The organism is Streptomyces sp. NPDC005863 (genome assembly GCF_042871345.1).
Taxonomy (GTDB): Bacteria; Actinomycetota; Actinomycetes; order Streptomycetales; family Streptomycetaceae; genus Streptomyces.
Genome location: NZ_JBIAII010000001.1, coordinates 1368175 through 1390452, shown reverse-complemented (window position 1 = coordinate 1390452; position 22278 = coordinate 1368175). Strand labels below are relative to the sequence as shown.

Below are 22278 nucleotides of genomic sequence, written 5' to 3'. Positions count from 1 at the left end.
CCGGAAGTGGCGCAACGAACCCCGCTACCCGCGGCGGGGGCTACCGCTTCTTGGCGCCCCGCACCTTCTTGGTGGCCTTACGCGGCGCCGCAACATTCGCACGCGAGCGGTTGGCCAGGTCCTGAAGCTCGCGCATACGGGCGTAGGCCATCTCGATCGAGTACACGGGTGACTCACTCCTGAAGGATCGTCGTTGATCGGCTGAGATTGAGAAAGATTCACAGGGGCTAGACCCTGTTACGCCTTAGATTCTACACATAGACTCGCGGTATCGCTGAATAATGAAAGGCATCGCACCTATGGACGCCGTGGACAGGCAGCTCATCCAGGCCCTGCGGGAGAACGGCCGCGCCTCGTACGCCGAACTCGGGCGGCTCGTGGGCCTCTCCGGGCCCAGCGTCACGGACCGGATCAACCGCCTCGAAGCGGCCGGTGTCATCACGGGGTACCGCGCGACCGTCGACTCCGCCTCGCTCGGCCTCGGCGTCATCGCCCTCATCGGCATCTCGCTCTCCGACGCCGCCGACCACGAGGACGTGGCGCGCCGCCTGAAGGACCTGCACGAGATCGAGGACTGCTGGTTCATCGCGGGCGACGACTCGTACATGCTCAAGGTCAGGGCCACCGACGTGGACGGCCTGGAGAAGACGATCCGCAGGCTCAGCGGCACCCGCGGCGTCTCGCGCACGCGCACCACGATCGTGCTCTCCACCAAGTGGGAGAACCGGGTCGGCGAACTCCCCGAGGAGGAAGAGGCCTCGTAGGCGCGGGAGGTGGTCCCCGTCCGGCTCGGGCGGGGGCGTACGGTTGGCGGAGTTTGTCGTAGGTCGTAGGGAGAGGTAAGGACCAGGCATGGACGCAGGTCTCAAGCGCGAGCTCGAGCAGAAGGTCCGGGACGGGGAGCGGCTGTCCCGCGAGGACGGCATCGCGCTCTACGAGTCGGACGACCTGGCCTGGCTCGGCGGCCTCGCCCACGAGGTGCGCACGCGCAAGAACGGCGACGTCGTGCACTTCAACGTCAACCGCCACCTCAACATGACGAACGTGTGCACCGCGTCCTGCGCGTACTGCTCGTTCCAGCGCAAGCCGGGCGAGAAGGACGCGTACACGATGCGCATCGAGGAGGCCGTCCGCCTCGCCAAGGCGATGGAGGGCGAGAACCTCACCGAGCTGCACATCGTCAACGGCCTGCACCCCAACCTGCCGTGGCGCTACTACCCGCGCTCGCTCAGCGAGCTCAAGAAGGCGCTCCCCGACGTCTCCCTGAAGGCCTTCACCGCCACCGAGATCCACCACTTCGAGACGATCTCCGGCATGTCGGCCTCCGACATCCTGGACGAGCTGATCGAGGCCGGCCTGGAGTCGCTGACCGGCGGCGGCGCGGAGATCTTCGACTGGGAGGTGCGCCAGCACATCGTCGACCACCGCACCCACTGGGAGGACTGGTCGCGCATCCATCGCCTCGCGCACGAGAAGGGTCTCAAGACCCCCTGCACGATGCTGTACGGCCACATCGAGGAGCCCCGGCACCGGGTCGACCACGTCCTGCGGCTGCGCGAACTCCAGGACGAGACCGGCGGGTTCCAGGTCTTCATCCCGCTGCGCTACCAGCACGACTTCGTGGACATGAAGGACGGCAAGGTCAGGAACCGCCTCCAGGCGCGTACGACCATGGCGTCGGGCGCCGAGGCCCTGAAGACCTTCGCGGTCTCGCGCCTGCTCTTCGACAACGTCCCGCACGTCAAGGTCTTCTGGGTCATGCACGGCCTGCAGACGACGCAGCTCGCGCTGCAGCACGGCGCGGACGACATGGACGGCTCGGTCGTCGAGTACAAGATCACGCACGACGCGGACAACTTCGGCACGCCGAACAAGCTGACCCGCGAGGACCTGCTCGACCTGATCCGCGAGGCGGGCTTCCGCCCGGTCGAGCGGAACACGCGCTACGAGGCGATCCGGGAGTACGAGGGCCCCGACCGCCTGCTGCGGGAGACGCCGCAGGCGATGCGGGTCTGACCCGCCCCGCTGTGCACGACTGTGCACGACGCACGAGCCCCGGCCCCTTCGGCCGGGGCTCCTCGCGTTGTTGTCCGGGGCTCCTCGCGTTGTCCGGCATGCGGAATGCGGTTGAGGCGCGCGATCGGTAATAGTTAATCTCCACCTATGGCACTTACCTTCAAGCTGGACCCGGCGATAGACCCGGCTCTCCGTGACGGTGTCCTCGCCCTCTGGGCCGACGTGTCCAACGCCGGGGGAGCCGTCGGATTCGTCCCGCCCGTGACCGTCGACGACATCCGCCCCGAGTGGGTCAAGCGCCTCACCGAACTGAGCGAGGGGCGCACCCGGCTGCTCGTGGGGTACGACGAGGAGGGCGCGGTCGCCGCGACGGCGTTCCTCACGTACAACCAGCACCGCCTGATGAAGCACTGGATCTGGCTCTACGTGGTGATGGTCCACTCGCGCCACCAGGGCAAGGGGTACGGCCGCGACCTGATGGCCGCCGCCGCGGACGCCGCACGCGGCATGGCGGGCATCGAGGCGATCCGGCTCACCTGCCGCGGCGGCACGGGTGTGGACCGCTTCTACGCCTCCTGCGGATACAAGGAGGTCGGGCGGGTGCCGGGCGCCATCCGGGTCGCGCCCGGCGACGACCGCGACGACATCACGATGCTGCTGCCGCTCGGCTGAGGGGGCGTGCGCGAGGGGCTCCCACCCCCTTGCCGGACGCGGCCCCTCCCATGCTTCACTGGAGGGGCTCGTCCTACTCGGGCCCTTTCGGAACGGAAGAGTGGATTGACATGCTCCGCTACACGCTGATGCGCCTCGTGGTCTTCGTGGGTTGCTTCTTGGTCGTCTGGGGCCTGGTCTACTCCGAGATCCTGCCGCGCGGCCTCGGCGACTCGAACCTGCTGTGGGTGCTGCTGCTCTCGCTGGTCGTCTCCGCGCCCATCAGTTTTGTGGTGCTGCGCAAGGAGCGCGACCGCGCCTCGGCGGACGTCGTCGCCCGCGTGGACCGCGCCAAGGCGAACCTGGAGGCGAACCGCACCCAGGAGGACGAGGCGGACGACGCGGCGCGCGCCTCGTAAGCGAGGGGCTGCGCGCCTCGTAAGGTTCGTCACACACTTCTCGGGACCCCGGTTCCGGAGCGCACCGCTCCGGGGCCGGGGTTCCGTGCGTCGTGGGGGAGTTGTGGGCGCGCTCGTCGCCACCGACGCGGCGGCAGCCCTGGGCCAACCCTTCCGCCTGCCTCAAACAAGACCTTTGATGTTCTCAAAGTACAAGTGTTAACGTGTTCGACATGAAGACAGCAGCAGCGCACCACCACGCCATGAGCATCCCGCTCGTGGCGCGCCTGCATGTCGACCTCTGCCGCTGCATGTCCGCGGCCTGTCACATCTGAACGTGACCCCCGCCGCAGCGGCCCTGCTGACCCTTCGCGGTCGCCGCTCCCGTACGTCCCCCTCCCCCTGACTTTCCTCACCGGAGTGTGTCCGTGTCCGCGAATTCCGCGACGCCCGCCGACAAGGCCGGCCAGACCGAGAAGCCCCAGTCCGGCTTCCGGATACCCAAGTTCCTCAAGATCCCCTTCTGGGCGCAGATCCTCGGCGGCCTTGTGCTCGGCGTCCTGCTCGGCTGGATCGCCCGCGACCAGGACGTCGACTGGCTCGTCACCACGCTCTCCAAGGTCGGCGACACCTTCATCGGCCTGCTGAAGCTCGCGGTCGCCCCGCTCGTCTTCTTCGCGATCCTGGTGTCGATCACCAACCTGCGTAAGGTCAACAACGCCGCGCGGCTCGCCACCCGCACGCTGCTGTGGTTCATGATCACGTCGCTGATCGCGGTGGCCATCGGTCTCGCCATCGGCCTGCTCACCAACCCCGGCTCCGGCACCGGCCTCACCCCGAAGGACGGCAAGGCGCCCGACCACGCGGGCTCCTGGATCGACTTCCTGACCGGGATCATCCCGACGGACGTCGTCACGCCGTTCACCGAGCTGAACGTCCTGCAGATCGTCTTCATGGCCGCCGTCGCCGGCATCGCCGTCCTGAAGATCGGCGACAAGGCGAAGCCGATCCTGGAGCTGAGCGAGTCGGTCCTCGCGCTGCTGCAGAAGGCCCTGTGGTGGGTCATCAAGCTCTCCCCGATCGGCACCATCGGCCTCATCGGCTTCGCCATCGCGGACTACGGCTGGAACCTCATCAGCAAGTACGCGACGTTCACCGCGGACATCTACATCGGCTGCGCGCTGGTCCTCTTCGGCGTCTACCCGCTGCTGCTCGCCACCGTCGCCAAGGTCAACCCGCTGCAGTTCTTCAAGGGCGCCTGGCCCGCGATCCAGCTGGCCTTCGTCTCCCGCTCCTCGGTCGGCACCATGCCGATCACCCAGAAGGTCACCGAGCGGCTCGGCGTCCCGAAGGAGTACACGTCCTTCGCGGTGCCCTTCGGCGCCACGACGAAGATGGACGGCTGCGCCGCCATCTACCCGGCCATCGCCGCGATCTTCGTCGCGCAGATCTTCGACGTCCACATGGGCGTCAAGGAGTACCTGCTCATCGCGTTCGTCTCGGTCGTCGGCTCGGCCGCGACGGCGGGCCTGACGGGTGCGACGGTCATGCTGACGCTGACCCTCTCCACGCTCGGCCTGCCGATGGAGGGCGTGGGCCTGCTCCTGGCCATCGACCCGGTCCTGGACATGATGCGCACGGCGACGAACGTCGCCGGCCAGGCGCTGGTGCCGGTGATCGTCGCAGCCCGCGAGAAGATCCTGGACCGCGAGGCGTACGAGAACGCGTCGGCGGCTTCGCTGGACGAGTTCGACGCGGGTGACGACGCGGTGTCCTCGCCGCGGGCGGTGCCTGCGGCCGCCTGACGGTTCTGCGTGCCGAAGCCCCGTCCCGGGCGACTGACTCCGGGGCGGGGCTTCGTCGTTGCCGGGGGGCGCGGGTTGTTTCCGGGTGCGTGGGTTGTTTGCGGGGGTGCGGGTTTCCGGTAATCGTGCCTCGGCTCTCGATGACCGTACGCTGACGGGGATACGGACAGCGTGGAGAGGCGGGGGCCGGGGTGGGTGAGGCGGGTGTGAAGCGGCGGCAGAAGAGGATGCCGCGGGCCGTCCGGGAGCAGCAGATGCTGGACGCGGCGGTGCGGACGTTCGGGCAACGGGGGTACCGGGCCGCCTCCATGGACGAGATCGCGGAGCTCGCCGGGGTCTCCAAGCCGCTCGTGTATCTGTACCTGAACTCCAAGGAAGAGCTCTTCAGCGCCTGCATCCGGCGGGAGGCGGACGCGCTCGTCGCGGCGGTGCGGGAGGGGGCGAGCGGGGTCGCCGCGGCGGGGGAGCCGGCGGACCGGCAACTGTGGGACGGGCTGCGGGCGTTCTTCACGCACACCGCGGAACGGCCCGACGGGTGGGCCGTGCTGCACAGTCAGGCGCGGACGCAGGGGGAGCCGTTCGCCGCGGAGGTCGCCGCGATGCGGGAGGAGATCGTCACGTTCGTGACGTCGCTGATCGCGGACGCGGCGCGCTCCGCGCACGGTGATCCCTCGTTGCGGGATCGCGAGGTCGCGGGTCTCGCGCAGGCGTTGGTGGGGGCGGCGGAGTCGTTGGCGGGGTGGGCCAACACGGACGGTTCGGTCTCGGCGCGGGAGGCGGCGGCGACGCTCATGAACTTTGCGTGGGCGGGGCTGGGGGGCCTGATGGAGGGGCGGCGCTGGGTTCCCGCGTGACCGTGCCGGTGAGGTGGGGTCTGCCTGTGGAGGAGCGGAGTTCGAAGGCGGAGGGGCCGTGTGCGGTGTACGTGACCGTGGACGGGAGGGGGACGGGGGCCTTGAACTCCGCCTTGAGGTAGGCGGCTCCCTCGCCGCCGACTCCCTCTCCGGTGCCGTGCTCCGCTGCGCAGCGGGCGATCGTCCACATGCCGTGGGCGATGGGGCGCGGGAAGCCGAAGGGGCGGGCGGTGAGGGGGTGCAGGTGGATGGGGTTGCGGTCGCCGCTGATGGCGGCGTAGCGGCGGCCGAGGTCGGCGGGGAGGGGCCAGTTCCTGGCGGGGGCGCCGGGGGTGGTGCTGGGGGTGTCGGGTTTCGGGGTGTTGGTCCTGTGGCGGGCGAGGTAGGTGCTGCGGGAGTGCCAGAGGAGTTCGCCGTGGAGGCTGGCTTCGGTGGTGAGGGTGGCTTCGGTGCCGCGGTGGTGGGGGGTCAAGGTCTCGGTGTGAACGGTGAGTTGGAGCTGCTCGGAGCCTGAGGTCGGACGGGGGAGGGGGTGGTACTGGGTGATCTCGATGGAGGTGTGGACCAGGCCGAGGAGGGGGAGCGGGAAGTCGCGGGCGGCCATCAGGCGCATGGCCAGGGGGAACGCGAGGACGTGGGGGTAGGTGAGGGGGAGCGCGTCTCCGGCCTCGAAGCCGCAGATCTCCTCGTAGGCGGCGAGGTGGTCCGGGTCGGGGGTGGTGGTGAGGGTGAGACGGGTGGAGGGCGGAGCGGCGTCGGGGCGGGGCCGTTTGAGGGGCGAGAGGACGGCGGCGCGGAGGAGGATGAGGGGGAGAGGGACGGGCATGGGGGCAACTTTCCGTGAGTGACGGTTCGGTTTTTGGGCGCGGGGGCATGGGGGCGGGTGTCCGCGCCTTCGCTTCGTCGTTGGGTGCGGGGCCGCGGGGGTATGTCCGTACTTGCCATCCCTGCGTCACGCCTCGCGGACAACATTGCTATTGACCGCTCGCTGCTGCGTACGGACATACCCCCACGTCCCCTCCCGTCTCGTACGCGGGTGCCGGGCGGTGGGGCGCCTGCGCCGACTCCCGACAGGGCGGTACGGGATGATCACCACCCCGCCAACCTCCGACGGCACGTAGCGAGGCGCCCCCCTCGCGCCAACTCCCGCGGTGTGCAGTGCCGGTAGCCCACCCCAACCGCCGCTGCGGGGCGCGGGGTGGGCCTACCCACCCGCCCCCCGAGCCGCACGTCGCGGGGTGGACGCACCCGCCCGCCCCTACTCCCGCGAGGCGTCGCGGGGTGAACGGGTGGGTGGGATACATCCGCCGCGGAGCGGCGGGGCTGTTCGGACCCGCAGGGGGAGAGGGGGGAGGAACCCACCCACCCGCCCAGCCCCGCAGGGTGGCGCCGGGCAACCCGTGCCGCTCGAGCCCCGCAGGGCAACCCGCACCGTTCCAGCCGCGCCGCGCTACGCGCCGAGCAGGCTCTGGCCGCATACCCGTACCGTCTGGCCGTTCACGCCGCCCTGGGCCAGCCAGGACGTCGTCTCCGCCACGTCCACGGGGCGGCCGCCCTGCGCCAGGGAATTCATGCGGCGGCCCGCCTCGCGGATGAGCACCGGCACCGCCGCCGTCATCTTCGTCTCGATGAAGCCGGGGGCCACCGCGTTCACCGTCACCCCGTACTCCGCCAGCGCCCGCGGCCCCAGCGAGCGGACGAAGCCGATCACGCCCGCCTTGCCGGCGGCGTAGTTCGTCTGGCCCGCGTTGCCCGCGATTCCGGCGATCGAGGCCGTGGCGACGATCCGGCCCCCGGGCCGGAACGCGTCCGCCTTGAGCAGCGCGTCCGTCGTCGTGAGCACCGCCCCGAGGTTCACGTCGATGACCTGCTCCCAGCGGTCCCGCGCCATGTTCGCCAGCTTGCGGTCCCGCGTGATGCCCGCGTTGTGGACGAGGATGTCGACGCAGCCGTCCGGCAGCGCCGCGACGATCCGTTCGCCCGCGTCCGGTGCCGTGATGTCGAGGGGCAGGGCCGAGCCGCCGAGGCGGTCCGCGACGCGGGCCAGGTCCTGCCCGGCCGAGGGGACGTCGAGGAGTACGACCGTGGCGCCGTCCCGCGTCAGGACCTCCGCGACCGCCTCGCCGATGCCGCGCGCCGCGCCCGTCACCAGGGCGGTGCGGCCCGCCAGCGGGCGGTCCCAGTCGGCGGGCGCCGCCACCGTCTCGGCGGGGCCGGTCTCGATCACCTGGCCGGTCACGTAGGCCGACTTGGGGGAGAGCAGGAAGCGCAGGGTCGACTCGGCGGTCGCTATCGGGCCGGAGACACGGACGAGCGAGGCGGTGCGGCCCCGGCCGAGCTCCTTGGCCAGCGAGCGCGTGAACCCCTCCAACGCCTGTTGTGCCGCTGCCTGGTGGTGGTCGGAACCGTCCGGTGGGGAGCCGAGCAGGACGACACGGCCGTTGTCCGCCACCTTGCGCACCACCGGGTGCAGGGCCTCATGGACCTCGGCCAGCGCTCGTGTGTCCCGTATCGCTGTTGCGTCGAGCACAACTGCCGTGGGAGCAGCCGTGGTTGAGGTGGGTTGGTGGCCCGTTGACCTCAGGAGGGTCGGGAGGTCCTTGGCGTATGGGGAATCGGCTGTCCTCAGGAGCAGCAACTCGCCGCCCAACGAAGGGTGTTCGGGGCTCCAGCGGCGCAGCCGTGTCGGCTGGGGGAGGCCCAGGCGGCGGGTGAGGAAGCGGCCGGGTGCCGTGGCGGTGAAGGTCAGGTAGCGGTCGGCCATTGTCCAACTCCCGGCTCGGTCGTAAATTTACTTCCGAGTAAGGTTACTCAAGGGTCAGGAGCTGGTCGAGACATGAGTCTTCCCTCTGTGCGCCGGGTCGCCGTGGTGGGCGGCAGCCGCATACCGTTCGCGCGGTCCGACGGGCCGTACGCCACCGCCTCGAACCAGGAGATGCTGACCGCCGCCGTCGACGCCCTCGTGGCGCGGTACGGGCTCCAAGGCCGCGGCGACGTGGGGGAGTTCGTCGTCGGCGCCGTGCTCAAGCACAGCCGGGACTTCAACCTCGCCCGCGAGGTCGTCCTCGGCTCGGCCCTCGACTCCCGTACCCCCGCCTTCGACCTGCAACAGGCCTGCGGCACCGGGCTCCAGGCCGTCGTCGCCGTCGCCAACAAGGTCATGCTCGGGCAGCTCGCATCGGGCGTCGCCGGCGGGGCGGACACGGCGAGCGACGCGCCCCTCGGGGTCAACGACGAGCTGCGGAGGATCCTGCTGGCCGCCCGCCGGGCCAGGACGTTCGGGGGGCGGCTGCGGGCCGTGGGGCGGGTGCGCCCCCGCCATCTCGTACCCGACATGCCGCGCAACGCCGAACCCCGCACCGGTCTCTCCATGGGCGAGCACGCCGCGGTGACCGCCCGCGCGTGGGGCATCCCGCGCGCGGCGCAGGACGAGCTCGCGGCCGCCAGTCACCAGCGGCTCGCGGCGGCGTACGAGCGGGGGTTCATGGACGACCTCGTCGTACCGTTCCGCGGGCTCGCGCGGGACCAGAACCTGCGGCCCGGGTCGACCGTGGACGCGCTCGCCCGGCTGAAGCCCGTGTTCGGCACCGGTGCGCCGGACGCGACCATGACCGCGGGCAACTCCACCCCGCTGACGGACGGCGCCGCCGTCGCCCTGCTCGGCAGCGAGGAGTGGGCCGCGGCGCGGGGGCTCGAACCGCTCGCGTACCTCGTCGCCTGCGAGAGCGCGGCGGTGGACTTCGTCCACGGGGATGTCGCCGGGGACGGTGACGGGCTGCTGATGGCACCCGCGTACGCGGTGCCCCGGATGCTGGAGCGCGCCGGGCTCGGACTCGGCGACTTCGACTTCGTGGAGGTGCACGAGGCCTTCGCCTCGCAGGTGCTCGCCACGCTCGCCGCCTGGGAGGAGCGGGGGCTCGGCGCGGTGGACCGGGCGCGCCTGAACGTCGCCGGGTCGTCGCTCGCCACCGGTCACCCGTTCGCGGCGACCGGCGCCCGGATCGTCGCCACCCTCGCCAAGCTGCTCGCCGAGCGCGGGCGGCCGGGGCGTGGGCTGATCTCCATCTGCGCGGCGGGCGGGCAGGGGGTCACGGCGATCCTGGAGCGGGACTGAGGGGGCCACGGATTTTTACGGAGAGTAGTGGGGGTGCGCGTACGGTCACCCTGCGCTGAACGGGCGAGGGGCACGGGGCGCCCTTAGGGTGAGCGAGGGGCATACCCAGGGAGGTTGCCGTGCGTGGAGCTGGTGCCATAGCCCGAGTCACCGTGCTGGCCGTCGTGGGAGCGGGAGTGCCGGGCCTGGCCTCGGCCGCCGCGGCCGCCGACGGTGGCGGCAGCGGACGGCCCGACCTGTCGCGCTACTACACGCAGAAGATCAAATGGGCCGCGTGCAAGGGCGGCACCGAGGCCATGGCGGAGGCCACGGGCGGGGCCAAAGACTTCCAATGCGGGCACGTCTCCGTACCGCTCGACTACGCGAAGCCCGCCAGCGGAAGCGTCGACGTCGCGATGATCCGGCTGAAGTCCAGCGCGAGCGGCAAGCCCCGCGGGTCGCTGCTCCTGAACTTCGGCGGCCCCGGCGGGCCCGGTGTCTCCGCGCTCGCCGGCGCGCAGAAGGAGTTCGACTTCCTGAGCAAGGAGTACGACATCGTCTCCTTCGACCCGCGCGGAGTCGGCCTGAGCGATCCCGTCAGCTGCGGCGACGCCGAACAGGGCGCCGACCCGGCCGCGGGGGACCCGGACGATCCGGCCGCCCTCCTGAAGGAGCTGCGCAAGGTCGCCCAGGAGTGCGAGAAGCGGTCCGGGCCCGTCCTGGAGCACATGGGGACCGTCAACGTCTCGCGCGACATGGACGTGATGCGGCAGGCCCTCGGCGACAAGAAGCTCAACTACCTGGGGTTCTCGTACGGGACGCGGCTCGGCGCCGTCTACGCCGCCCAGTTCCCGAAGAAGGTCGGGCGGATGACGCTGGACGGCGTGGACACGCTGACCGAGCCCATCGCCGCGCAGTCGCTCGCCACCGCCGAGGGCCGGCAGACCGCCCTCGACAACTTCATCGCCTGGTGCACCGGGAACGCCGGATGCGTCTTCGGCACCGACTCCCGCTCCGCGCGGGACAGCATGGTCAAGATCGTCGAGCAGATGGACGAGATGCCGCTCCAGTCCATGGACGGCCAGGAGTTCACCGGTCAGGACGTCGTCGGCGTCCTCAGCCAGGCGCTGTACAGCAGGCAGGCCTGGCCCGCGCTGTCGCAGGCGCTGGGCGCGCTGCTCGCCGACGGGGACCCGCGGGCGCTGATCCGGATGAGCGGCGGGCTGCCGGGCGGGGTGCTGCCCGGCGGTGCCGCGGGCGACCTGTCCGGCGACGAGGTGCCCGCGGACAACCTGACCGCCGCCCTCATGGGCGTGAACTGCGCCGACGACCCCGACCGGCCCGACGCCGCCCACATCGAGAAGGAGATCGGAAGGCTCCAGAAGGAGTTCGACGAGGCGTCGCCGGTCTTCGGCAAGTCGATGATGATGCCGGTCCTGCTGTGCTTCGGCCGGCCTGCCGGGACCCGCTACATCCGGGACGACGTACGGGACGTGAAGACGCCGAAGCTGCTGCTCGTCGGCACGCGGGGCGACCCGGCCACGCCGTACCGGTGGACGGAGGAGACCGCGCGCCGGCTCGGGCCGCAGGCCGTCGTCCTGGACAACAAGGGTGACGGGCACACCGGTTACCTCGGCTCCAAGTGCGTGCAGGAGAAGGTCGACGGGTTCCTGCTGTACGGGGAGATGCCGAAGAACGGGAGTTCTTGCGCGGCCGAATGAGAGGGGGGTGGGGGTGGTTCGGTGTCAGGTCAGGTTCAGCATCGCCTTCTCGTCCGGGGTGCCGGGCGGGGCCTGGTAGACCACCAGGCGCTGGCCGCCCGTACGCGCCAGCGTCATCACCTCGTACGTGAGGGTCATCGCGCCGACGTCCGGGTGCTCGAACGACTTGGTGCCGCCGCCGCGCTCGCACACGTCGTACCGCTCCCATATGCGGGCGAACTCGGTGGACTTCAGCAGGAGTTCGCCGACCAGATTCTGCAGTTCGGGCGAGTCCGTGTCGGTGCCGCCGATCGCGCGCAGGTGGGACACCGACTTGGCGACGGTCTCCTCCCACGGCTGGTACAGGACGCGGCCCACGGGGTGCAGGAAGAGGTAACGGAGGACGTTGCGCTGCTCGTCGGGCCAGTCCCAGAGGCCGGGGAGCAGGGCCTTGCCGGGGGCGTTGGCGGCCAGCATGTAGCTGTGCCTGCTCACCACGTACGCGGGGAGCGGGGCCACCGCGTCCAGCATGCGCAGGGCGGAGTCGCGCACCGTGTGGTCGGCCGTGGGGTGCGGCTCCGTGAGGCGGCCGGAGGCCAGTTCGGCCAGGTCGCGCAGGCGGTCGTGGGCGTCGCCCGTCAGGCGCAGGGCGCGCGCGAGGGCGTCGATGACGGGGGGCGAGGGGTTCGTCTCGCGGCCGCGCTCCAGGCGCGTGTAGTAGTCGACGCTCACGCCCGCCAGGGTGGCGAGCTCCTCGCGGCGCAGGCCCGGGGTGCGGCGCAGGCCGGTGCCGGCCGGGAGGCCCGCCTCGGCGGGGGTCACGCGGGCGCGGCGGGCGCGGAGGTAGCGGCCCAGTTCCGTGCCGGTGCCGGTGCCGACGGCTTGGGCGGTGGGGGCCGCGGGGGCCGCTGGGGGCGCTGGGGTGGCCGGTCCTGCTGTGCTTTCCGTCATGCGCCCATTGTCCCTGGCGTGGGCCGGCTTGGGGGGCTGTGTCAGGGCCTGGAACGGGGGGCCCCGGTGAGGTGCGGCCTGCCACGGCGGGCGGGATCGGCGCAGAGTAGGGGGTGTCCGGACGGCACGGTGGTCCGGGGCCCAGGTGGCGGTCTCGCCGGCCGCGGCCTCGGTGACCGTTGCTGTCCGGCGGTTCTCTTCGCCGCTCCGCGGCGGGGCCGTTGCGCCGCACCCGTTGTGAGCGCACACCCCGCCGCTCCGCGGCGGAACCCGTGTCCGTCCGCTTACTCGTTGCCCCGCACCGTCGCGGGGTGATTGCTTCGCCGCTTCGCGGCGGGTTTCCCACCGCCCACCCGTTGCTCCGCACCTGTGCGGGGGTGATTGCTTCGCCGCTTCGCGGCGGGTTTCCCACCCGCCCACCCGTCATCCCGCACCTGTGCGGGACCAATCGCTTCGCCGCTCCGCGGCGAGCCTCCGCACCGTCGCGGAGTCGATCACACGTCACCGTAGGAGCCAGCCCCATGTCCCTCGCCCCGCCCCCGAGTCCGCCCGTCAAGGCCCGGTCCTCCTCGCTCGCCCTCGTCGCCTCGCTCCTCGGCTTCACCGTCATCACCATCGACGTCACCGCCGTGAACATCGCACTGCCCGACATCCGGTCCACCCTGCACGGAGGCATGGCGGGGCTGCAGTGGGTCGTGGACGCCTACACCCTCATGTTCGCCGCGCTGATGCTGTCCGCCGGTGCGCTCGCCGACCGGGCGGGGGCGCGGCGGGCCTACGCCTGGGGCGTCGGGCTCTTCACCGCGGCCTCGCTGGCCTGCGCCCTCGCCCCCGGCATCGGCGCGCTGATCGCCGCACGCGTCGCCCAGGGCGCCGGCGCCGCCATCGTGATGCCCGCGTCCCTCGCGCTGATCCGGCAGGCCTACGACGATGCCCGCCGCCGCGCCCGCGCCATCGCGCTGTGGACGGTGGGCGGATCCGTGGCCGTCGCGGTCGGCCCCGTGCTCGGCGGCATCCTCACCGAGAGCGCGGGATGGCGCTCGGTCTTCCTGCTCAACCTGCCCGTCGGCGCGGTGATCCTCGCCCTGCTGGCCCGCACCGCGCCCTCGCCGCGCCGGCCCGCGCCGCTCGACCTCGCCGGTCAGGTGACCGCCGTCCTCACGCTCGCCGGGCTCGCGTTCGCGGTCATCGAGGGCGGGCACCTGGGGTGGACCAGCGCCCCCGTGCTCGGCGCCTTCGCCGTGGCGCTCGCCTCCGGCATCGGCTTCCACGCCGCCGAGAAGCGGCACCCCGCGCCGATGGTCCCGCTCGCTCTGCTGCGCCGCCGCACGGTCTCCGTCGCCCTCGCCGTCGGCTTCGCGGTCAACGCCGGGTTCTACGGCGTGACCTTCCTCCTCGGCCTCTACTACCAGCAGTTGCGCGGCATGTCGGGCGTCGAGGCGGGGCTGATGTTCGTGCCGCTCGCCGTGTTCATCACCGCCACCAACCTCATCTCGCCGCGCGCCGCCGAGCGGTTCGGCCGGCGCCGGGTCATCGTCATCGGGCAGGCGGTCCTCGCCCTCGCCATGTTCGTCCTGGTCCCGCTGAACGCCGGTACGCCGCTGTGGCTCGTCCTCGTCCTGCTCGTACCGACCGGCCTCGGCGGCGCCTTCGCCGTCCCCGCGCTCACCGCCCAGCTGATGGACAGCGTCCCCGGCGAGCGCGCCGGCACCGCGTCCGGTCTGCTCAACTCCCTGCGCCAGACGGGCGGCGCGATGTCCGTGGCCCTCTTCGGCGCGCTGCTCGCGGGTGGCGGCGGCGAGGGCGAAGGCGCCGCCGGGTTCTCGCTCGCCGGGATGCACACCGGGCTCGTCGTCGTGGGCGTCACCCTGTGCGTGACGACCGTGCTGGCCGCGTGGCTGCTGCCGCGTACAGAAGCCGCGTCCAAGCTGGACCTGAGGGCGTCCTCGGAGGGCTCCTCCATGGCGGCCCCGAAGCCCGCCCCGAAGTCGACCCCGGAGCCGGCCCCGAAGTCGGGCTCGGAGTTGGCCTTCGCCACCTCCTCCTGAAGTAGCGTGCCCCGCCCCGCCCGTAAGGGCTACCGCACCGTGAACGCCACCTCATGCACCGAGTTCCGCGCCCCCGGCGGCGGCTGCACCCGGCCCCTCGTGTCCCGCGCCCGCGAGCGGACCGTGTGTGCGCCCCGCGCGAGCGTGCGCCGCAGGGAGAAGCCCTGCCAGGTCGGCTCGGAGCCCAGGGTGTCGAGGACCGCCGGCTCCCACGGGCCGCCGTCGACGGAGAGGTCGAGGCCGACGACCTCGGTCGTGGACCACGTACGGCCCCTGAACGTCACCGTGCCGGGGGCCAGTTCAGCGCCCGGCGCGGGCGAGAGGATCTTGCTGTTGACGTCGACCTCGCGCACCGGACGCGGTGTGTCGTCGCCCGGCAGGGTCCGGGTGTAGTACGTCGTCGTGAACATGTGCCGGGGCCGTTCCTCCGTCAGGACGATCCTGGTCAGCCACTTCACCGAGTTCGTGCCGAACATGCGGGGGACCACCGCCCGCAGCGGCCGGCCGTGCGGGGCGCGCAGCGGCTCGCCGTTCATGCCGTGGGCCAGGAACACCTGACGGTGCGCCGTCTCCAGGGGCAGGTCCTTCACGTAGGAGAGGTCGTCCTCGTCCCCGAACGAGCCGGTGTCCGCGCCCTCCAGGACGACGTGCCGGGCCGTCGGCAGCGGGCGCGCGCGGTCGAGAAGCGTGGCCAGCCGCAGCCCCGTCCACTGCACGTTCGTCACCGCACGCGTCGGCACGTCGGGGCGGAACGGGCTGCCGAAGCACTCGTGCACGGCGGTGAGTTGCTCGGCGGGGAGCGCGAGGAGCGCCGCGAGGTCCAGGCGCAGGGGGCGCTCGACCAGGCCCTCCACGGTCAGGGTCCACTCGGCGACGTCGAGGTCCGGCAGCCCCAGGTGGGTGCGGACGAAGACGTTGTCCACCGGGGTGACGAAGTCGGGGCCGGGCGCGGGGTCGGCCAGCGACGGGTCGCCGGGCGGGGGCGTCAGCGGCGCGGCGGATCCTGGGCGCGAAGACGGTGCGGTCATCGGGTGGCTCCCTGTACGGGCCCCTTGGGTTCGATGTCCGGCTCCGCCGCCCCGCGCGGCGGCACCGTGTCGGTCGCCTTCATCGCCAGGACGAACAGGGCCAGCATGGCCAGGGCCGTGGGCATGATCAGCATGACGAGAAGTCCCCCCGGTTCTCGAAGCACTGCGGGAATCCCTGAGAACGATTCCCGCGAACTTCAAGATCCTAGGGGGACGGCGGGACGCTGCCCACTCGTTTTCCGCGGCGTGGCGGACGCTCAGCAGTTGCCGCGCGCCGCCTTCCCCGCGAACCGGTCCGCCAGCCACTGCGCCGCGAACGGGCTCTGCGTGATCACTCCGCTGACGTGCTCGCCGACCGGCACGGTGTGCCACTCCACGTTCGCGCCGCGCGCGCACCAGTCCTGGCGCACCTGCCTGCCCACGCCGTACGGGATGAGCTCGTCGCCGAGCGCGTGGTACTGGTACACCGGCGCGTCCGGCTTGACCGTGCCGACCTTGGACTCGTTCAGACGCCGCTGCCAGTCGGGCTGGTCGAGGGGGTTCTTCGTGGTCATCGACGCGATCGTCTTGAAGGAGCCGAGCACCGCCCCGTCCGCGACGCAGCTGTTCTTCATCGCGCCGACGAGCGTGCGGCCCAACGGGTTGAGGTAGGAGTCCAGCTTCAGTTCCGGGAACGCCGCGTTCTGGCCGATCGCCGCCATGAAGATCAGGCCCGAGCCGTACGAGCCGTCGTTGAACTTCGCCACCTTCAGCAGGTCGCCGGGGACGCCGCCGGTCGCCGTCCCCTTGACGTCGAGGTCGGGTGCGTACGAGCCGTGCAGTTCGGCCGCCCACGACGAGGCCTGGCCGCCCTGGGAGTACCCCATGATGCCGACCGGCGTGTCCTTGTCGAGGCCCGCCTCCGGCAGCCGGATCGCGGCGCGGGCGGCGTCCAGCATGGCCTGGCCCTCGGCGCGGCCCACCGTGTACGTGTGGTCGCCGGGGGTGCCGAGGCCCTCGTAGTCGGTGACGGCCACCGCCCAGCCGCGCAGGGTGAGCTGCTGGATGAGGTTGGCCTCCACGGTGGTGCCGGTGGGGAAGCCGGCGCTGGGCGCGCAGCGGTCGGCGACGCCGACGGTGCCGACGGCGTAGGTGATCAGCGGGCGCGGGCCCTTCCTGCCGTCCTGCGGCACGATGACCGTGCCCGTGACGGTGTTCGGCGCGCCGGTGGCCGTGGTCGAGCGGTACGCGATCTTCCAGGCCTTGGTATTGGTCGGCTGGCCCGGCAGGGGGTGGAAGCTGCTCGGCGCGGAGGTCACGACGTCGCCGGGGGAACCGGCGGCGCCCCGGTCGTCGGCGTGCGCCGCGGTGAGCGGGGTGACGGCCGTCAGTCCGAGCGCGGCCACCACGGCCCACGCTCTGGCGCTGGTGCGTGTGTGCATGCGGCACTCCCAACTGTTCTCAGGGGGTGGGGCGGTACGGCAACGACCGTACTGACCTGCGAGTAAGTTCGGGGCTGACCGGGACGCTCACCTTCGTTGACCCGGGACGCCCATCTTGTTCGGGGCGCCGCCCGGCGTCCCGTTCGCCGAGGGGGAGCGCGGGTTCCGGGCGCGGCGGCGGCGCGAGCCGGCCGGCGGGACGGACGCCGACGCGAGCGGACCCGAGCAGCGTGCCATCCCGCCGCCCGGGACGGAGGGCCGCCATGCCGGAGCGGCCGACCACCACCCGACCGGCGCGGGGCCCGGCCCCCGCGGGCGACCCGGACCCCGCGAGCGGCGCGGACCCCGCAGGCGGCGCGGCGTACGACGGGGCAACGGATCAGCTCTCGCCGGCCTTCCCGCCGGCCGCGGGCCCCGGGGCCGCCGCGGACGCACCGCCGCCCGACGGCGAGGAGCCGTAGCCCTCGTCGGGCTCGGGGGGCGCGCCCGGCGGCCGTTCCGTCTCCGTCCGGTACGCCCCCGGGGTCGTCCCCGTCCACCGCCGGAACGCCCGGTGGAAGGCCGTGTCCTCGGAGAACCCGAGCCGCGCGGCGAGCTCCGCGATCGGCTCGCTCCCCTCCACCAGGCCGGCGATGGCCGCGTCGCGCCGCACCGCGTCCTTCAGCTGCTGGTACGAGGTGGACTCCTGGGCGAGCCGGCGGCGCAGCGTCGCCGGGCTCACCGCGAGCCGCGCCGCGATCTCGCCGAGCGAGGGCAGCCGGGGCGAGGAGCGCAGCGCGCGGGCGAGGGCGCGGCGCACCTGCTCGGCGACGGTCGTGCCGTACTCGCGCCGGGTGAGCAGCTCGAAGGGCGCCCGGCGCAGCATCTCGTCCAGCGCGTCCTCGTCCCTGATCAGCGGGGCGTCCAGCCAGTGCGGGTCGAAGCCCGCGCCGGTGCGCTCGGCGCCGAACCGCACCGGGCAGCCGAAGAGCAGCTCGTACTCGTCCTTGTGCGGGGGCGGCGGGTGGCCGAACTCGGCCCAGCGCAGCGGGATGCGGCGGCCGATCAGCCAGCTGCACAGGCGGTGCCAGATGATGACGAGGCACTCGGCGAGGAAGTAGTCCTGTTCGAGGTCGTTGCGGACGCCGAACACCGCCTCGTCGGCGCGGCGTTCCAGGACGAGGTCGGGGCCGCCGGGGAAGAGGCCGTAGAAGGTGGTGCCGCGGTGCACGGCGGCGCCCAGGTCGCGGCAGCCGAGCGAGGCCTGGCACATCATCGCGAAGGTGCCGGGCCTGCTGACGGCGGCGCCGAGACCGAGGAACTCGTCCTGGGTGACGCGGTACAACTCCCGGAAGAGCCGGGCGAACTGGGGCGCGGTGACCCGGGCCAGGTCGTCGCCGAGGAGCAGCGGAGGGATCTGCGCGCCGCGCAGCAGCGGCACGGTGTCCACGCCGCGGCGCTCGGCGCCGCGCAGCACGGCCCGCACATGGTGCACGGTGATCGTCCGCCTGGCCATGTCACGACGTTAGCGCCGGTGGCGCCGCGCCAGAACACCGCGTGAGCGTCCCGGTCAGCGGGGCTGACGTTTCCCGTCATCCCCGGCGCCGGGCGCGCTCCCTAGCGTCGTACCCATGCAGCAGACCCGGAAGGAACCGCCCGCGCCGCCCGAACTCCCCGCCACACTGGCCCTCTTGACGGAGTGGGCGGCGCGGCGGCACGGCGCTCTGCCCGCCCTGCGGTTCCGGCGCGAGGGGGAGTGGGCCGAGCTGTCGTACGACGGACTCAGGGACGCCGTGCGCCGGGTGGGCCGGGGGCTGCTGGCGCTCGGGGTCCGCGCGGACGACCGTGTGGGGGTCCTCGCCGAGACCCGCCCGGAGTGGACGTTCGCGCACTTCGGTGTCCTGGCGGCGGGCGCGGTGGTGGTGCCGGTGTATCCGACGGCGGGCGACGAGGAGGTCGCCTGGGTGCTGTCGGACTCCGGCGCGTCCGTGGTGATCTGCGAGGACGCGGCGCAGGCGGCGAAGGTCGGGCGGCTGCGGGGGCAGGGGCTGCTGCCGGGGCTGCGGCACGTGACGCTCATGACGGACGAGCCGCCCGAACCGGGCCCATTGGAGGCCCTGTTGGAGCGTGCGGAGGCGCGCGGGGGCGGGGACCTGGCCACCATCATCTACACCTCGGGCACCACAGGACCGCCCAAGGGCTGTCTGCTCACGCACGGCAATCTGCTGGCCGTGCAGGCGGCCACGGTCCCGCTGGTCGACGGCGGCCCCGGCGACTCGACCTACCTCTACCTTCCGCTCGCCCATCTCCTCGCCCAGCTCATCGAGTTCACGACGCTGATCGAGGGCGGCACACTCACCTTCTTCGGCGGGCGCGTCGAGGACGTCGTCGCCGAGCTCGCCGAGGCGCGGCCCACCCATCTGCCGTCCGTACCACGGCTGTTCGAGAAGGTGCGGTCGGTGGTTTTCTCGCTCGCCGAGGCGCGGGAGGGCGGGCGTGAGCGGTTCGACGAGGCCGTCCGCATCGGGGTCCTCGCCGCCGACGGCGACCTGCCGGACGAGCTGCGGGACGCGTACGAGGAGGCCGACAAGGCCCTCTACTCCCTGGTCAGGCAGGCGCTCGGCGGCCGCGTCCGGTGGGCGCTGACCGGCGGCGCGCCCATCGCGCCGGACACCGTCGACTTCCTGCGGGCCTGCGGCGTCGAGGTCTACGAGGGGTACGGGATGACGGAGTCGGCGGGCGTCCTCACCCTCAACCACCCGGGCGCGGTGCGGTACGGCACCGTCGGCCGGGCGGTGGCCGGCGTCGAGCTGCGCATCGCCGACGACGGGGAGGTGCTGGCCCGGGGCGCGATGGTCTTCCCCGGCTACCACGGCAACCCCGAGGCCACCCGGGACGCCCTCGACGAGGACGGCTGGCTGCACACCGGCGACCTGGGCGCGCTGGACGCGGACGGGTACCTCACGATCACGGGCCGCAAGAAGGACCTCATCATCACGTCCGGCGGCAAGAACCTCACGCCCTCGCTGAGCGAACTGGCCGTCCAGAACTCGCGGTTCGTCTCCCGCGCCGTGATGGTCGGCGACCGCCGCCCCTACCCGGTCGCGCTCGTCACGCTCGACACGGAGGAGGTGGCGGCCTGGGCGGCCAGGGAAGGGCTGACGCTTACCGCCCCCATCTCCCGCGACCCACGGGTGCGGGCCCTGGTCCAGGAGGCCGTCGCCACCGCCAACGCCGCGGCCGCACGCCCCGCCCGCATCCGCGCATTCGCCGTCCTGGACGAGGACTTCACCATCGAGGGCGGCCTGCTCACGCCGAGCCTGAAGGTCCGCAGACAGGCGGTGACGGAACGGTACGCGGAGGTCGTGGAGGAGCTGTACGAGCGCGGGACCGCCCCGGAGCCGCCGACCGGAACGGACGCTAGCGAACCCCCGCGAGGCGCAGCAGCGCCGTGACCGCCGCGGCGCCCACCACGACGACGGCGAACGGCGCCCTGCGCCAGGTGAGCACCCCGCCGGCCAACACCCCCGCGGGCCTGGCCCACCCGGCGAACTCCTGCCCCTCGGTGAGCGCACCGGTCGCGAGCAGCCCGACGAGCAGCACCGTGGCGCCGACGGTCAGCAACTCCTGCACCCGGCCCGGCAGTTCGACGCGCCCGTGCAGGAGCGGCCCGGCGAGCCGGAAGGCGTAGGTTCCCGCGGCGAGGACGAGGACGCAGGCGAGTGTGGCGTTCATGAGGCGCTCCTCGACGAGGCGGTACGGGGGCGGCGGGGACGGCGGGGCCCGCGCCGCGCCGCGAGCAGCCCCAGCAGGGCGAGCAGCACCGGCACCCCGGCGGGCAGCAGCGGCGCGGCGACGACCGCGATGACGGCACCGGCCGCCGAGGCCCGCCGCGCCGCGCTGTCACCGCGCAGCGCGGGCAGCACCAGCGCGAGGAGCACCGCGGGGAACGCGGCGTCGAGCCCGAACCGGTCGGTGTCCCCGAGCGCGGACCCGGCAAGGGCGCCCCCGAGCACGCTCAGGTTCCACGCGACGAAGAGGCCGGCCCCGGATATCCAGAACGCCGCCTTGCGCTGCGCCCGGCCCCGCTGGGCGAGGACGAACGCCGCGGTCTCGTCCGTGACGAGGTGCGCGCCGATCAGCCGGGCCGTCCAGGACCGGCCGAGGTCGTCGGCGAGCGCCAGACTGAACGCCGCCGTGCGGGAGTTGAGCAGCAGCCCGGTGGCGGCCGCCGCCACCGGCCCGCCGCCCGCGGTGAGGATGCCGACGGCACTGAACTGGGCGGAGCCCGCGTACACGAGCAGCGACATGACCACCGGCACCCACACCGGGAGCCCGCCGCCGACGGCGATGGCGCCGAAGGAGAGGCCGACGACGGCGTCGGCGAGCCAGACGAGGGCGATGTCGCGGAGCACGCCGGGCGGCAGATCGGAGAGACGGACGAGACCCCCGGACTCTCGTCCCGTTCGGTGGGCCGGGTCATCTGTTCGGTAGGGCGAACGCATACGTCGTAGGATGGACACGGCAGGCACCGTTCGTCAAGCCGAACGATCGACCCGCCACACCGAACGCAACGGGGAGAGCCCGAGGAGAGACGACTGATGACCGACGACGGGTCCCGCATGCCGCGCGAATGGGTCGCCGCGGCCCTGCGCCGCGAGCGCACCAGGGCCGGACTTTCCCTCTCGGAGCTGGCCAAACGGGCCGGCATCGCGAAGTCCACGCTGTCCCAGCTGGAGGCGGCCACCGGCAACCCCGGCATCGAGACGCTGTGGGCGATCGCGGTGGCGCTCGGCGTGCCGTTCAGCGTCCTCGTGGAGTCACCGACCCCCGCGGTGACGGTGATCAGGGCGGGCGAGGGCCCGACGATGCTGGCGGAGAACTCCTCGTACGCGGGAACGCTGCTCTCCGCGGGCCCGACCGGCGTACGGCGCGACATCTACCACGGAGCCCTGCAGCCGGGCGCCCCGCGCGCGTCGGACCCCCACATCCCCGGCTCGGTCGAACACCTGATCATCAGCACGGGCCGCCTCCTGGCAGGCCCGAGGGGCGAAGAGGTGGAACTGGGCGCAGGCGACTACATGTCGTACCGAGGCGACGTCCACCACTCGTACGAGGCCCTGACCCCAGAAACAACCTTCGTCATGATCATGCAACACGTGTAGAGCCACCCATGAGGGGAGAGCCGCCTACGAGGGGAGAGCCGCCCCGAAGGGGCGCTCTCAGGGGCGCGGGGAACTGCGCGCTCAGCCCCCACAGGCATGCACCCGGCAGAACCACCCAAAGCCCCCCGAACCAACCCCGCACCCACCCCCCACCCAAGGCCCAGGGGCC

General features: G+C 72.6%; 21 protein-coding genes. 11 read left to right on the top strand and 10 right to left on the bottom strand.

The features are described from left to right. Positions 1-40 precede the first annotated feature (40 nt). Positions 41-166, bottom strand: coding sequence for a hypothetical protein (locus tag ACFYO9_RS06100; RefSeq protein WP_358712982.1), 126 nt, complete (start codon positions 164-166; stop codon positions 41-43). A gap of 133 nt (positions 167-299) precedes the next feature. On the opposite strand from ACFYO9_RS06100, the gene ACFYO9_RS06095 reads away from it, so the two are divergent. From ACFYO9_RS06095 to ACFYO9_RS06070, 6 genes are all read left to right on the top strand, one after another. Next, positions 300-764, top strand: a complete 465-nt coding sequence (locus ACFYO9_RS06095; protein ID WP_355820152.1) for an Lrp/AsnC family transcriptional regulator — start codon at positions 300-302, stop codon at positions 762-764. A gap of 88 nt (positions 765-852) precedes the next feature. Continuing rightward, entirely contained in the window at positions 853-2016 is a 1164-nt protein-coding gene (gene mqnE / locus ACFYO9_RS06090) for an aminofutalosine synthase MqnE (protein ID WP_355820153.1), read from the top strand. Between the two features lie 147 nt (positions 2017-2163). Further along, positions 2164-2688: a GNAT family N-acetyltransferase gene (locus ACFYO9_RS06085; protein WP_358774613.1), complete on the top strand. Its 525-nt coding sequence runs from the start codon at positions 2164-2166 to the stop codon at positions 2686-2688. A gap of 110 nt (positions 2689-2798) precedes the next feature. Next, complete coding sequence (locus ACFYO9_RS06080) at positions 2799-3086, top strand: DUF4229 domain-containing protein (RefSeq protein WP_355820157.1); 288 nt, start codon at positions 2799-2801, stop codon at positions 3084-3086. Positions 3087-3493: 407 nt separating this feature from the next. Beyond that, a complete protein-coding gene (locus ACFYO9_RS06075; RefSeq protein WP_358774615.1) occupies positions 3494-4870 on the top strand; it encodes a dicarboxylate/amino acid:cation symporter in 1377 nt (458 codons plus the stop codon). 227 nt (positions 4871-5097) lie between these two features. Further along, positions 5098-5724 (top strand): TetR/AcrR family transcriptional regulator, encoded by a 627-nt coding sequence (locus ACFYO9_RS06070; RefSeq protein ID WP_358774616.1) that lies wholly within the window; start codon positions 5098-5100, stop codon positions 5722-5724. On the opposite strand, the gene ACFYO9_RS06065 is transcribed toward ACFYO9_RS06070, so the two are convergent. Then, a complete protein-coding gene (locus ACFYO9_RS06065) occupies positions 5660-6550 on the bottom strand; it encodes a MaoC/PaaZ C-terminal domain-containing protein (RefSeq protein WP_358774618.1) in 891 nt (296 codons plus the stop codon). The two genes, ACFYO9_RS06070 and ACFYO9_RS06065, sit on opposite strands and share 65 nt — an antisense overlap. 624 nt (positions 6551-7174) lie before the next feature. Continuing rightward, a complete protein-coding gene (locus ACFYO9_RS06060) occupies positions 7175-8488 on the bottom strand; it encodes a 3-oxoacyl-ACP reductase (RefSeq protein WP_358774620.1) in 1314 nt (437 codons plus the stop codon). A 72-nt stretch (positions 8489-8560) separates the two neighbouring features. On the opposite strand from ACFYO9_RS06060, the gene ACFYO9_RS06055 reads away from it, so the two are divergent. Both ACFYO9_RS06055 and ACFYO9_RS06050 read left to right on the top strand, forming a co-directional pair. Then, positions 8561-9838 carry an acetyl-CoA C-acetyltransferase gene (locus ACFYO9_RS06055; RefSeq protein WP_358774622.1) on the top strand — a complete coding sequence of 426 codons (1278 nt, stop codon included), beginning with the start codon at positions 8561-8563 and terminating at the stop codon, positions 9836-9838. Between the two features lie 119 nt (positions 9839-9957). Then, complete coding sequence (locus ACFYO9_RS06050) at positions 9958-11538, top strand: alpha/beta hydrolase (RefSeq protein WP_358774624.1); 1581 nt, start codon at positions 9958-9960, stop codon at positions 11536-11538. Positions 11539-11562: 24 nt separating this feature from the next. Here ACFYO9_RS06050 and ACFYO9_RS06045 read toward each other — a convergent pair whose 3' ends face one another. Continuing rightward, the gene (locus ACFYO9_RS06045; protein ID WP_358774626.1) at positions 11563-12468 is read right to left on the bottom strand and encodes a helix-turn-helix transcriptional regulator; all 906 of its coding nucleotides are present in this window, start codon (positions 12466-12468) and stop codon (positions 11563-11565) included. A gap of 521 nt (positions 12469-12989) precedes the next feature. Here ACFYO9_RS06045 and ACFYO9_RS06040 point away from each other — a divergent pair. Beyond that, the gene (locus tag ACFYO9_RS06040; RefSeq protein WP_358774628.1) at positions 12990-14516 is read left to right on the top strand and encodes an MFS transporter; all 1527 of its coding nucleotides are present in this window, start codon (positions 12990-12992) and stop codon (positions 14514-14516) included. A gap of 29 nt (positions 14517-14545) precedes the next feature. Here ACFYO9_RS06040 and ACFYO9_RS06035 read toward each other — a convergent pair whose 3' ends face one another. The 4 genes from ACFYO9_RS06035 to ACFYO9_RS06020 form a co-directional block, all read right to left on the bottom strand. Continuing rightward, positions 14546-15544 carry a molybdopterin-dependent oxidoreductase gene (locus ACFYO9_RS06035; protein WP_358774629.1) on the bottom strand — a complete coding sequence of 333 codons (999 nt, stop codon included), beginning with the start codon at positions 15542-15544 and terminating at the stop codon, positions 14546-14548. Next, positions 15541-15678: a hypothetical protein gene (locus tag ACFYO9_RS06030; protein ID WP_358774631.1), complete on the bottom strand. Its 138-nt coding sequence runs from the start codon at positions 15676-15678 to the stop codon at positions 15541-15543. The genes ACFYO9_RS06035 and ACFYO9_RS06030 overlap by 4 nt, the downstream gene beginning before the upstream one ends. 123 nt (positions 15679-15801) lie before the next feature. After that, the gene (locus tag ACFYO9_RS06025; protein ID WP_358774633.1) at positions 15802-16965 is read right to left on the bottom strand and encodes a lipase family protein; all 1164 of its coding nucleotides are present in this window, start codon (positions 16963-16965) and stop codon (positions 15802-15804) included. A 379-nt stretch (positions 16966-17344) separates the two neighbouring features. Next, positions 17345-18460: an AraC family transcriptional regulator gene (locus tag ACFYO9_RS06020; RefSeq protein WP_355804104.1), complete on the bottom strand. Its 1116-nt coding sequence runs from the start codon at positions 18458-18460 to the stop codon at positions 17345-17347. Between the two features lie 115 nt (positions 18461-18575). Between ACFYO9_RS06020 and ACFYO9_RS06015 the strand changes: the two genes are divergently transcribed. Then, positions 18576-20399, top strand: coding sequence for a long-chain fatty acid--CoA ligase (locus tag ACFYO9_RS06015; RefSeq protein WP_358774634.1), 1824 nt, complete (start codon positions 18576-18578; stop codon positions 20397-20399). Here the strand turns inward: ACFYO9_RS06015 and ACFYO9_RS06010 are convergent. Together ACFYO9_RS06010 and ACFYO9_RS06005 are read right to left on the bottom strand one after the other, a co-directional pair. Beyond that, positions 20365-20679, bottom strand: coding sequence for an AzlD domain-containing protein (locus ACFYO9_RS06010; RefSeq protein ID WP_358774636.1), 315 nt, complete (start codon positions 20677-20679; stop codon positions 20365-20367). The two genes, ACFYO9_RS06015 and ACFYO9_RS06010, sit on opposite strands and share 35 nt — an antisense overlap. Then, complete coding sequence (locus ACFYO9_RS06005) at positions 20676-21449, bottom strand: AzlC family ABC transporter permease (protein WP_355804098.1); 774 nt, start codon at positions 21447-21449, stop codon at positions 20676-20678. The genes ACFYO9_RS06010 and ACFYO9_RS06005 overlap by 4 nt, the downstream gene beginning before the upstream one ends. 96 nt (positions 21450-21545) lie before the next feature. Between ACFYO9_RS06005 and ACFYO9_RS06000 the strand changes: the two genes are divergently transcribed. After that, positions 21546-22109, top strand: coding sequence for an XRE family transcriptional regulator (locus ACFYO9_RS06000; RefSeq protein ID WP_355804096.1), 564 nt, complete (start codon positions 21546-21548; stop codon positions 22107-22109). Positions 22110-22278: the final 169 nt, after the last annotated feature.

Coding starts and splice junctions, on each gene's coding strand:
- ACFYO9_RS06095 (WP_355820152.1), top strand. CDS start 300: ATGGACGCCGTGGACAGGCAGCTCATCCAGGCCCTGCGGGAGAACGGC.
- mqnE (WP_355820153.1), top strand. CDS start 853: ATGGACGCAGGTCTCAAGCGCGAGCTCGAGCAGAAGGTCCGGGACGGG.
- ACFYO9_RS06085 (WP_358774613.1), top strand. CDS start 2,164: ATGGCACTTACCTTCAAGCTGGACCCGGCGATAGACCCGGCTCTCCGT.
- ACFYO9_RS06080 (WP_355820157.1), top strand. CDS start 2,799: ATGCTCCGCTACACGCTGATGCGCCTCGTGGTCTTCGTGGGTTGCTTC.
- ACFYO9_RS06070 (WP_358774616.1), top strand. CDS start 5,098: ATGCCGCGGGCCGTCCGGGAGCAGCAGATGCTGGACGCGGCGGTGCGG.
- ACFYO9_RS06065 (WP_358774618.1), bottom strand. CDS start 6,550: ATGCCCGTCCCTCTCCCCCTCATCCTCCTCCGCGCCGCCGTCCTCTCG.
- ACFYO9_RS06060 (WP_358774620.1), bottom strand. CDS start 8,488: ATGGCCGACCGCTACCTGACCTTCACCGCCACGGCACCCGGCCGCTTC.
- ACFYO9_RS06055 (WP_358774622.1), top strand. CDS start 8,561: ATGAGTCTTCCCTCTGTGCGCCGGGTCGCCGTGGTGGGCGGCAGCCGC.
- ACFYO9_RS06045 (WP_358774626.1), bottom strand. CDS start 12,468: ATGACGGAAAGCACAGCAGGACCGGCCACCCCAGCGCCCCCAGCGGCC.
- ACFYO9_RS06040 (WP_358774628.1), top strand. CDS start 12,990: ATGTCCCTCGCCCCGCCCCCGAGTCCGCCCGTCAAGGCCCGGTCCTCC.
- ACFYO9_RS06035 (WP_358774629.1), bottom strand. CDS start 15,544: ATGACCGCACCGTCTTCGCGCCCAGGATCCGCCGCGCCGCTGACGCCC.
- ACFYO9_RS06030 (WP_358774631.1), bottom strand. CDS start 15,678: ATGCTGATCATGCCCACGGCCCTGGCCATGCTGGCCCTGTTCGTCCTG.
- ACFYO9_RS06025 (WP_358774633.1), bottom strand. CDS start 16,965: ATGCACACACGCACCAGCGCCAGAGCGTGGGCCGTGGTGGCCGCGCTC.
- ACFYO9_RS06020 (WP_355804104.1), bottom strand. CDS start 18,460: ATGGCCAGGCGGACGATCACCGTGCACCATGTGCGGGCCGTGCTGCGC.
- ACFYO9_RS06015 (WP_358774634.1), top strand. CDS start 18,576: ATGCAGCAGACCCGGAAGGAACCGCCCGCGCCGCCCGAACTCCCCGCC.
- ACFYO9_RS06010 (WP_358774636.1), bottom strand. CDS start 20,679: ATGAACGCCACACTCGCCTGCGTCCTCGTCCTCGCCGCGGGAACCTAC.
- ACFYO9_RS06005 (WP_355804098.1), bottom strand. CDS start 21,449: ATGCGTTCGCCCTACCGAACAGATGACCCGGCCCACCGAACGGGACGA.
- ACFYO9_RS06000 (WP_355804096.1), top strand. CDS start 21,546: ATGACCGACGACGGGTCCCGCATGCCGCGCGAATGGGTCGCCGCGGCC.